The organism is Actibacterium sp. MT2.3-13A (assembly GCF_018139985.1).
Lineage (GTDB): Bacteria > Pseudomonadota > Alphaproteobacteria > Rhodobacterales > Rhodobacteraceae > JAGSOU01.
Genome location: NZ_JAGSOU010000023.1, coordinates 32,672 through 43,996, shown reverse-complemented (window position 1 = coordinate 43,996; position 11,325 = coordinate 32,672). Strand labels below are relative to the sequence as shown.

General features: G+C 73.3%; 6 protein-coding genes. All 6 read left to right on the top strand.

Going from position 1 to position 11,325, the window contains the following annotated elements:
• The coding region (locus KCI33_RS18075) for an energy transducer TonB (RefSeq protein ID WP_212525798.1) at positions 1 to 646 on the top strand (646 nt) is incomplete at its 5' end.
• 131 nt (positions 647 to 777) lie between these two features.
• Positions 778 to 1,758: an HlyD family efflux transporter periplasmic adaptor subunit gene (locus KCI33_RS15940; RefSeq protein ID WP_212525797.1), complete on the top strand. Its 981-nt coding sequence runs from the start codon at positions 778 to 780 to the stop codon at positions 1,756 to 1,758.
• On the top strand, positions 1,748 to 4,480 hold the full coding sequence (rbbA, locus tag KCI33_RS15935; RefSeq protein ID WP_212525796.1) for a ribosome-associated ATPase/putative transporter RbbA: 2,733 nt from the start codon (positions 1,748 to 1,750) through the stop codon (positions 4,478 to 4,480). The genes KCI33_RS15940 and rbbA overlap by 11 nt, the downstream gene beginning before the upstream one ends.
• A gap of 3 nt (positions 4,481 to 4,483) precedes the next feature.
• Complete coding sequence (locus KCI33_RS15930) at positions 4,484 to 5,608, top strand: ABC transporter permease (RefSeq protein ID WP_212525795.1); 1,125 nt, start codon at positions 4,484 to 4,486, stop codon at positions 5,606 to 5,608.
• A 154-nt stretch (positions 5,609 to 5,762) separates the two neighbouring features.
• Entirely contained in the window at positions 5,763 to 7,559 is a 1,797-nt protein-coding gene (locus KCI33_RS15925; protein ID WP_249139106.1) for an autotransporter assembly complex family protein, read from the top strand.
• Positions 7,559 to 11,305, top strand: coding sequence for a translocation/assembly module TamB domain-containing protein (locus KCI33_RS15920; RefSeq protein ID WP_212525794.1), 3,747 nt, complete (start codon positions 7,559 to 7,561; stop codon positions 11,303 to 11,305). The genes KCI33_RS15925 and KCI33_RS15920 overlap by 1 nt, the downstream gene beginning before the upstream one ends.
• Positions 11,306 to 11,325 lie beyond the last annotated feature (20 nt).

Here is an 11,325-nt window from a genome sequence, read left to right as displayed (position 1 = left end):
GCCGCCGGACCTGACCGCGCCGTCCGCGCCGCGCGAGACCGTCCTGCCCAGCCCGGCCGATCCCGCGCCCCGGCCCGCCGCGCCGACAGCGGCGAAGGCCCCGGCCCCGGCCCTGCCGCCGGACGCGACACCCTCCCCGGTGCACGCGCCCGCGCCGCGGCTGAGCGCCGCCGCCCCGGCGGCTCCAGCGGCGCCTGCCGCCCTGCCCGGCCCCGCCGCGCCGCCCTCGGATGCGCCCGCGCCGCCGCCGCGGCCCGCGCCCGCGCCGCCCCCGGCCCCGCCGCAGAAAGCCGCCGGCAGCGGCGGGCGGCAGGCCGCCGGCGATCACGGCCCCGCCGAGGTCAGCACCGCCGAGGCCGCCCTGCGCCAGAGCGAGATGGCGCGCTGGAAAAGCGCGATCGGCGCCGCCATCGAGCGGCGCAAGCGCTACCCCCGCGGCACCCGCGCCGCCGGCCGCGTCCAGCTCGGCATCGTCATCACCCGGCAGGGCGATCTGGCCTCGGTCACGGTCACGCGCTCCTCTGGATCGGCGCTGCTCGACGAGGCCGCGCTGAGCACCGTGCGCCGCGCCCGTCTGCCCGCGGCGCCCAAGGCGCTGAGCGAGCCGCGCTACAGCTTCAGCCTGTCGCTCTCCCTCGCGCCCTGAGCCAGGCGGGGGCGCGGCCAGATGCGGGCCGAGGCATCGCACGGTTGCGCCGCACCGCCAATTCGCGCTTAGCTCGGGCATGGGCCGCGGGCGCCCTGTGGCCCCGCGGCAAGACGGAAGGCTGGCAGAAGATGAAACGGATCGCCCTTGTCGTCGTGCTCGGCCTGCTCGCCGCTGCGGGCCTGTGGGTGTGGCAACGGGACCGCGCCGCCGGGCTGCCCGCCGGCTTTGCCCGCGGCAATGGCCGGATCGAGGCCGAGCGCGTGGATGTCGCCACCAAGTTCGGCGGGCGGCTTCAGGAGATCCTCGTCTCCGAGGGCGAGATGGTCGAGGCCGGGCAGGTTCTGGCGCAGCTCGATCCGACCCAGATCGAGGCGCAGCTGCGCGAGGCGGAGGCCGGCGTGCGCGCCGCACGGCAGGGCCTGGCCGAGGCCCGCGCCGTGCTGGCCGAGCGGAAAAGCAACCTCACCTTCGCAGAGCAGGAGCTGTTCCGCGCCGAGACCCTGGGCGCGCGCGGCTATGCCCCCGGCGAGGTCGTCGACCTGCGGCGCACCCAGAAGGCCGCCGCCGAGGCCGCCGTCGCCTCGGCCCGCGCCGGCATCGCCTCGGCCCGCGCCCGGATCGAGGCGGCGCAGGCCACGGTCGACCGGCTGCGCGCCGATCTGGCCGAATTCGCCCTGACCGCGCCGCGCGCGGGGCGCGTGCAATACCGCCTCGCCGAACCCGGTGAGGTGCTGGCCGCCGGCGCCCGCGTGGTCACCCTGCTGGACCTGACCGACGTGTCGATGACCATCTACCTGCCCACCGCGCAGGCCGGTCGACTGGCCTATGGCGCCGAGGCGCGGCTGGTCTTCGACGCGGCGCCGCAATTCGTGGTGCCCGCCGCGGTCAGCTTCGTCGCCAGCGAGGCGCAGTTCACCCCGAAATACGTCGAGACCGAGGAGGAGCGCGAGAACCTGATGTTCCGGGTCAGGCTGCAGATCCCGCCCGACGTCCTGCGCGCGCATCAGGAATTCGTGAAGACCGGCGTGCCGGGCGTGGCCACGGTGCGGCTGGACCCCGATGCCGAATGGCCGGCCGATCTGGCCGTGCGCCTGCCCGATGACGGCTGAGGCCGCCGCCGCCGCGGTCGCGGGGCTGAGCCACCGTTACGGCGGCACGGCGGCGCTCAGCGACGTGTCGCTGCACTTTCCCGCGGGGCGGATGATCGGGCTGATCGGCCCCGACGGGGTGGGAAAATCCACCCTGCTGGGGCTGCTGGCCGGGGTGCGCAAACTGCAACGCGGCCGGATCGAGGTGCTGGGCGGCGACATGGCCGACGCCCGGCACCGCGCCGCCAGCTTCCCGCGCATCGCCTATATGCCGCAGGGGCTGGGGCGGAACCTCTATCCCACGCTGACGGTTCGCGAGAATGTCGATTTCTTCGGCCGCCTCTTCGGCCAGCGGGCCGAGGAACGCGCCTGGCGCATCGGCGAACTGCTGGAGAGCACCGGCCTCGCCCCCTTTCCCGACCGCCCGGCGGGCCAGCTTTCGGGCGGGATGCGGCAGAAGCTGTCGCTGTGCTGCGCGTTGATCCACGACCCCGACCTCCTGATCCTCGACGAGCCCACCACCGGCGTCGATCCGCTGTCGCGGCGCCAGTTCTGGGACCTGATCGACCGCCTGCGCGACCGCCGCCCCGGCATGACCGTGCTCACCGCCACCGCCTACATGTCCGAGGCCCAGCGCTTCGAGCGGCTGGTGGCGATGGAGGGCGGACGGGTGCTGGCCACCGGCACGGCCGCAGAGCTGAAGGCGCAGGCGGGCGCCGACACGCTGGAGGAGGCCTTCGTCGCGCTGCTGCCCGCGGGGCGGCGCGACGGCCACCGCCGGATCGTGCTGCCGCCGCGCCCCGCCGACGGGCATCTGCCCGCGATCGAGGCCGAGGGGCTGACCATGCGCTTTGGCGATTTCACCGCCGTCGATGACGTCAGCTTCCGCATCGCGAAAGCCGAGATCTTCGGCTTTCTCGGCTCCAACGGCTGCGGCAAGACCACCACCATGAAGATGCTGACCGGCCTGCTGAAGCCCAGCGCGGGCCGGGCCCGGCTGTTCGGACAGGCGGTGGATGGCGGCGGGCTCGCGATCCGCAGGCGGGTGGGCTACATGTCGCAGTCATTCTCGCTCTATTCCGAGCTCTCGGTGCGGCAGAACCTGGCGCTGCATGCCCAGCTGTTCCAGCTGCCGCGCGCCCAGCGCATGCCGCGCGTGGCCGAGCTGCTGGAGCGGTTCGACCTTGGCGGCGCGGCCGACGCCCGGCCCGCCAGCCTGCCGCTGGGCCTGCGCCAGCGGCTGCAACTGGCCGTGGCGGTGCTGCACCGGCCCGAGATGCTGATCCTCGACGAGCCCACCAGCGGCGTCGATCCGGTGGCGCGCGATGCATTCTGGGAGCTGCTGATCGAACTGTCGCGCACGGATGGCGTGACGATCTTCATCTCCACTCATTTCATGAACGAGGCCGAGCGCTGCGACCGCGTCTCGCTGATGCACGCGGGCCGGGTGCTGGCCGTCGGCCCGCCCGAAGCGCTGCGCGCTGAACGCGACGCCGCGACGCTGGAAGAGGCCTTCATCGGCCATCTGGAGGAGGCCGCCGGGCGTGACGCCGCCGGCATCGCCGCGCCGCCGCCGCCGCCCGCGGCCGCCGCCCCGCGCCCCGCCAACGGCGCGCTGTTCTCGCCGCGCCGCGCCTGGGCCTTCGCCCGGCGCGAGGCGACCGAGCTGATCCGCGACCGCATCCGGCTGGCCTTTGCCCTGATCGGGCCGATGGTGCTGATGATCGCCATAGGCTTCGGCATCTCCTTCGACGTCGAGAACCTGCGCTACGCCGCGCTCGACCAGGACCGCAGCCGCGAAAGCCGCGCCCTGCTGCGGCAACTGTCGGGCTCGCGCTATTTCGCCGAACAGCCCGAGATCGAAAGCCTCGCCGCGATCGACAGGCGGTTGCGGCAGGGCGACATCACGCTGGCGCTGGTCATCCCGCCCGGCTTCGGACGGGACCTGCTGGCCGGGCACCGCCCCGAGGTCGCCGCCTGGCTGGACGGCGCCAACACCACCCGCGCCGAGACCGCGCGCGGCTATGTCGAGGCGGCCTTCCTCGATTTCCTGCAGGAACTCGCGGCCACCGAGGCCGGCGCCGCCCCGCCACCCGATCTCGCCGGGATCGAGCCGCGCTTTCGCTACAACCAGGCGTTCCGGTCGGCCTATGCCATCCCGCCAGGGGTTCTGATGATGATGCTGATCATGATCCCCACGATGATGACGGCGCTGGGCATCGTGCGCGAAAAGGAAATGGGCTCGATCACCAATCTCTACGCCGCGCCGGTGCGAAAGCTGGAGTTCCTGCTGGGCAAGCAGCTGCCCTACAGCGCGGTGGCGATGGTCAGCTTCGCGATCCTTCTGGGCATGCTGATGACCATCTTCGGGCTGCGCATTCAGGGCAGTGCGCTGGCGCTGGTCACGGGCGCCGCGGTCTACACGCTGGCGACCACCGCCTTCGGGCTGGTGATCTCCAGCTTCGTGCGCTCGCAGATCGCGGCGATCTTCGGCAGCGCGATCATCGTGATGATCCCGACGGTCAATTTCTCGGGGATGCTCTACCCGGTGGCGACGCTCGATGGGGCGACGCGAGTGATCGGGCAGTCCTTCCCGCCGCTCTATTTCCAGAAGATCAGCACCGGCGTGTTTAACAAGGGTCTGGGCATCGCAGACCTGTGGCACAACCACCTCGTTCTCGCGGGGTTCTGCCTGCTGTTCTGGGCGCTGGCCGCGGCCCTGCTGCGAAAGCAGGAGACCTAGGCGATGCGCGCGCTGAGCAACATCCTGCGGCTGGGCGTCAAGGAGATCTACAGCCTCGCCCGCGACCCGGTGCTGATGGTGCTGATCGTCTACACCTTCACCATGGGGGTCGTCGCCGTGGCCCGCGGCGTGCAGACCGAGCTGCGCAACGCCGCCATCGCCATCGTGGACGAGGACCGTTCGGCGCTGTCGGCGCGGCTCGGAGGCGCGTTCCTGGCGCCTTATTTCAAGCCGGCCGCGCTGATCGGGCTGGAGGAGATGGACGCCGCGATGGACCGCGGGCAATACAGCTTCGTTCTCGACATCCCGCCGGGCTTCCAGCGCGACCTTCTGGCCGGGCGGCACCCGGTGCTGCAACTCAATGTCGACGCCACGGCGATGACCACGGCGGGCACCGGCACCACCTATATCCGCCGCATCGTCCAGACCGAGATCGCCGATTTCCTGACCCGGGCCGAGCCCGAGACCGCGCTGCCCGCCAGCATCGTCACCCGCGCGCGCTTCAACCCCAACCTGCGCTCGACCTGGTTCCTGTCGGTGATGCAGGTGATCGGGAATGTGACCATCCTCTCGGTCGTGCTGTCGGGCGCGGCAGTGATCCGCGAACGCGAGCGCGGCACGATCGAGCATCTTCTGGTCATGCCGGTGACGCCGTTCGAGATCATGGCCGCCAAGATCTGGGCCAACGGGCTGGTAATCGTGGCCGCGGCGGTCCTGTCGCTGGAGCTGGTGGTGCAAGGGGCGCTGGGCATCCCGGTGCCGGGCTCGATCGGGATCTTCGCGCTGGGGGCGGCGGTCTACCTGTTCTCGGTCACATCGCTGGGGATCATGCTGTCCACCATCGCCACCACCATGCCGCAGTTCGGGCTGCTGTCGATCCCGGTGTTCGTGGTGCTTTACCTGCTGTCGGGCGGGGTGACGCCGCTGGAGGCCATGCCCGAGCCGCTGCATACGCTGATGCAATTCTCGCCGGCCACGCATTTCACCGCTTTCGCGCAGGCGGTGCTCTACCGCAGCGCGGGGCTGGCGCTGGTCTGGCGCGAACTGCTGGCCGTGGCCGGCATCGGAGCGGCATTTTTCGCCCTTGCCCTCGCGCGGTTTCGCGCCACCATGTCCGCCAGCCGCTAGCGCGGCGCGCCGGGCGGGCGAAAGACCGGCAACAACCGCCGCCCCTGTCCCCGAGCCGCCGAACGCCCTATCCTGCATCGGGCAAGGACGCCGGGGCGGCGAGTCGCCCGCCACCTCCGGCGACGAACTGGCACGAAGCGAAGGGGGGCCCGTCTTGGCCAAGGCATCCATCATCCGACGCGCGATCCTGGCCTTCGCGCTGTGCATCGGCGCCGGCCTCGCGCAGGGCGCAGAGGTCACGCTGCGTGCGCCCGGCGCCCCGGACGAGATGCGCGACGCCTTGCGCGGCGCCTCGCTCAGCATCGCCCGCGCCGATCAGAAATCGACCACGCCGCAGGATCTGCTGGCCGCCGCGCGGGCCGATTACGGCCGGCTGCTGGGCGCGCTCTACGCCGGGGGCTACTACAGCGGCGTCATCCGCATTTCGGTGGACGGGCGCGAGGCGGCGGCGCTGTCGCCCTTCGCCGCGCCGGCCCGGATCGAGCGGATCGCCATCGTGGTCGAGACCGGCCCGGCCTTCACCTTCGCCCGGGCCGAGGTGGCGCCCCTGCCGGGCGGCTTCGTGCTGCCCGAGGGCTTCGGCCCCGGCGGGCGCGCGCGCAGCGGGCTGATCCAGGAGGCCGCGCAGGAAGGTATCCGCGGCTGGCGCGATCTGGGTCACGCCAAGGCGCGCGTCGCCGGCCAGCGCCTGACCGCCGATCACCGCGCGCAGACCCTTTCGGCCGAGATCGCGCTCGACCCGGGGCCGCGCCTTCGCTTTGGCGCGCTCACCGTCACCAGCCCCAGCCGGGTGCGGGCCGAACGCATCCACGAAATCGCCGGCCTGCCCACCGGAGAGACCTTCTCGCCCGACGAACTGGGCCGCTCCGCCCAGCGGCTGCGCCGCACCGGCGCCTTCAGCTCGGTGGCGCTGAGCGAGGCCGAGACGCCGGGGCCGGACGGCACACTCGGCATCGCCGCCGCGGTGGTCGATGCCAAGCCCCGCCGCTTCGGCGTGGGCGCCGAGCTGTCGTCGATCGAGGGGCTGGCGCTGTCAGGTTTCTGGATGCACCGCAACCTGCTGGGCGGGGCCGAGCGGCTGCGGGTGGAGGGCGAGATCGGCGGCCTCGGCGGGCGCTCAGGCGGATCCGATTACCGCCTGTCCACGCGCCTCGACCGGCCCGCCACCCTCAGCCCCGACACCGGCCTGTTCGTGCTGGGCGAGCTCGAAGAGCTGAACGAGCCCGACTATACCGAGCGCAGCGCGGCGCTGGGGGTCGGGCTGAGCCACGTCTTTTCCGACCGGCTGAGCGGCGAGATCGGCCTGACGCTGCGCTATGCGGAGGTGAAGGACGATCTGGGTCGGCGCGACCTGAACCAGCTGCTTGTGCCCGGCGCGCTGACCTGGGACAGCCGCGACGACCCGCTAGACGCCAGCAAGGGCTATTACCTCGGGCTGGAGGCGACACCGTTCCTCGGCCTGAGCGGCGGCGACAGCGGCGCCCGGCTCTATGCCGACGCGCGGGCCTATCGCGGGCTCGGCGGCGCGGGGCGCTTCGTGCTGGCCGGGCGGGTGCAGGCGGGATCGGTCTTCGACGCGAGCGTGGCGGACGTGCCGCCCGACATGCTGTTCTTCTCGGGCGGGGGCGGCACGGTGCGGGGCCAGCCCTATCAGTCTCTGGCGGTCGATCTCGGCGGCGGCAAGCGCGTCGGCGGGCGTTCCTTCCTCGGGCTGTCGGGCGAGCTGCGGATGGGGGTCAGCGACACCATCGGCCTCGTCGGCTTCGCCGATGCCGGGTATATCGGGGCCGGATCGCTGGGTCAGGGCAGCGGCGAATGGCACAGCGGCGCGGGCCTCGGCCTGCGCTACGCGACCGGCATCGGGCCGATCCGGCTGGACGTGGCGACGCCGCTCGACGGCGGCAAGGGCGGCCGGATGGAAATCTACATCGGCATAGGGCAGGCCTTCTGATGCGGTTCGCGGCACTTCTCACGATGATCCTGGCGCTGGCGGTTCCGGCGCTGGCGCAGGAAAAACCCCGCGACGACCGCGGCTTTCTGCAGGGGCTGCTGGAGGACAACCTGTCCTCGGCCGGCCGCGAGGTGCGGATCGAGGGGTTCGAGGGCGCGCTGTCCGCGCGCGCCACGATCGAGGAACTGACCATCGCCGACGACACCGGCGTCTGGCTGACCCTGCGCGACGTGACGCTCGACTGGTCGCGCCGCGCGCTGCTGGACGGGCGGTTGGAGGTCAAGGAGCTGAAGGCCGGCGAGATCGTTCTGCCGCGCCTGCCCGCGGCGCCGGCCGCGCCGGAAGGGGAACAGGCCCCCGCGCGGCCCTTCGCCCTGCCCGAACTGCCGGTTTCGGTGAACATCGCGCGGCTGGCCGCCGAGAGAGCGGTGATCGGCGAGGCGGTGTTCGGACAGGCGGCGGAGCTGTCGATGGTGGCCGCGCTGCAGCTCGAGGGCGGCGAGGGGCAGGCCCGGCTGGCGGTCACCCGCACCGATCGGCCCGGCACGCTGACCCTCGACGCGGGCTATGCCAATGCCACCGGCATCCTGGCGCTGGACATGGCGCTCAGCGAGGGCCCCGAGGGCATCGCGGCGACGCTGATGCGCCTGCCCGGCCGGCCGGCGCTGGAACTGGCCGCCAGGGGCACCGCACCGCTGTCGGACTACCGCGCCGAGATCACCCTCGCCACCGATGGCGAACCCCGGCTGACCGGCGCGGTGACGCTGGCCGCCGAGGGCACGCCCGAGGCGCCGGGCCGGCGCTTCGCCGCCGATCTGGCCGGCGACATGGGGCCGCTCTTCACGCCTGAACTGCGCCCGTTCTTCGGCGACAGCGCCGCCTTCGCCCTGTCCGGCCGCACCGGGCCGGAGGGCGCCGTCACCCTCGACACATTCACGCTGCGCACCGCCGAGCTGGACCTCTCCGGCGCGCTCGAGCTGGCGCCGGGCGGGATGCCGCAACGCTTCGCCCTCGGCGGGCGGATCGGCGGGCGGGGCGCGGTGCGCCTGCCGCTGCCGGGGCCCGCGACATGGGTGGACAGCGCCCTCATCGACGCCCGCTTCGACGCGGCGAAGGGCGAGGAATGGCAGGCCGAGCTCAGCGTGACCGGGCTGCGCCGCGCCGATATCGCCCTCGACCAGGCCCGGCTGCGCGGCGCGGGCACGATCCGACAGGCGGCGCCGCAGGCGATCACCGCGCGGCTCGACTACGCGCTCGACGGGCTCACCCATGCCGACCCGGATTTGGCGCGCGCCCTCGGGACCAGCCTGGCCGGAGAGGCCGCGCTGGACTGGCAGGCCGGCGGCCCGCTGCGGCTGGAAACCCTCCGCGCCGCGGGCGAGGGGCTGAGCCTCCAGGCGCAGGGCACGCTCGGCCTGCAGGACGAGGGCCTGCCCGCCGAGGGCCGCGTCGCGCTCAGCGCCCGCGACATCGCGCGTTTCGCGCCGCTGGCCGGCCGCGACATCGCCGGCGCGATCGAGGTCACGGCAGAGGGCCGGATCGCGCTGATCGGTGACGCCTTCGAACTGTCGGCGCAGCTGACCGGCACCGGCGTCCGCAGCGGCATCGCCGAGCTGGACCGCATCACCGGCGGCACGCTGACGCTCGACACCGCGCTCTGGCGCGATGAGGGGCGGCTGGGGCTGCGCCGCCTCTCCCTGGACTCGCCCGGCCTGACCGCCCGCGCCGCAGGCGGCGCCACGCCGGCCGATGCGATCACCTTCGACGCGCGGCTGGCCAACCTCGGCCTGCTGCTGCCCGGCCTCGACGGGCCGCTTCAGGCCAGCGGGCAGGCCCGGCCCGCGGATGGCCAGACCTGGGAGATCGCGCTGGACGCCACTGCGCCGGGCGGCGCCGGCGGCGGCGCGGCGCAGTTGCAGCTCAGCGGCACGGTCGATCCGGCGGACGAGAACCTGCCGGTCGTGGGCCGCGTCACGCTCAGCGCCGAGGAAATCGCGCGCTTCGCCGCGCTGGCCGGGCGCCCGGTCGCCGGCAAGCTCGAGGCCACCGCCGAAGGCCGCGCCGAACTGCGCGGCAGCAGCTTCGACCTGTCGGCACGGCTGCGCGGCAGCGGCCTGCGCTCCGGCATGGCGGAGCTTGACCGGATCACCGGCGGCGAGGTCACGCTGGAGACGTCGCTGTGGCGCGCCGAAGGCCGGCCGGGGCTGCGCCGCCTCACGCTGGAAACGCCCCGCCTCAGCGCCAGCGCCGAGGGCGGCGATACACCCGCGGACGCCATCGCCTTCCGCGCCGAACTGGCCGATCTCGGCCTTCTGGTGCCCGAGTTCAGCGGCCCCGTTCAGGCCGAGGGCCGGGCCCGTCCCGCCGAGGACGGCACCTGGGATCTCGCCCTGACGGCCAGCGGCCCGGGCGGCACCAGCGCCGCGATCGAGGGGCTGGTCGCGGGCGACGGCGCGACCGTGGACCTGACGCTCAGCGGCACCGCGCCGCTGGGGCTGGCCAACCCCTATATCGCGCCGCGCAACGTCCAGGGCACCGCCCGCTACGACCTGCGACTGCAGGGCGCGCCCGCCCTCTCGGCGCTTTCGGGACGCGTCAGCGCCGCCGGGGCGCGGCTGTCGGCGCCCACCTTCAACACAGCGCTGGACCCGCTCGACGCGACGATCGAGATTGCGGCGGGCCGCGCTCAGATCGCAATGACCGGCGAGGTGCGCGGCGGCGGCCGAATCTCGGTCTCCGGTCCGGTGGCGCTGAGCGCGCCGAACGAGGGTGACCTGACCGTCACCCTGCAGCGCGTGCGGGTGCGCGATCCGCTGCTCTACGACACCCGCGTCGACGGGCAGATCGCGCTGAGCGGGCCGCTAACCGGCGCCGGCCGCATCACCGGCGCGCTGAGCCTTGAGGAAACCGAGTTGCGCATCCCCGCCGACGGCATCGCCGAGATCGGCAGCCTGCCCGGACTGCGCCATGCCAACGAACCGGCGGCGGTGCATGCCACCCGCGCCCGCGCCGGCCTGCTGGAAACCGGCGACGGCCCCGGGGGCGGGCCCGGCCTGTCCCTCGACCTGACCATCGACGCGCCGAACCGCATCTTCGTGCGCGGCCGCGGCCTGGATGCCGAACTCGGCGGCCAGCTGCGCCTGTCGGGCACGACCGAAGACGTCATCCCCTCGGGCCTGTTCGAGCTGGTCCGCGGGCGGCTGGACATCCTCGGCAAGCGGCTGGAACTGACCGAGGGCCGGGTCGACCTGCAAGGCGCCTTCGACCCCTACCTGCGCTTCGTCGCCACGACGCGGGCCGATGAGGTCGAAATCCGCATCCTGGTCGAGGGGCTGGCCAGCGACCCGGAGATCACCTTCCGGTCGGAGCCCGAATTGCCGCAGGAGGAGGTCGTCTCGCGGCTGATCTTCGGGCGCGGGCTGGACACGATCTCGCCCTTCCAGGCGGCCCGGCTGGCCGGCGCGGTGGCAACGCTGGCGGGCCGCGGCGGCGGCGGCGTGGTCGGTAAGCTGCGCGAGGGCTTCGGGCTGAGCGATCTCGACGTGACCACCACCGACACCGGCGCGACCGAGGTGCGCGCCGGCAAATACCTGTCGGAAAACATCTATTCCGAGGTGGTCGTGGACAACGAGGGCGAGAGCGAGATTCACCTGAACCTCGACCTCACCCCCTCGACCCGGCTCAGGGGCAAGCTCAGCTCGACCGGCGATACCAGCCTTGGCGTCTTTTTCGAGCGCGACTACTGACGCGCCGGGGGGCGTGGCAG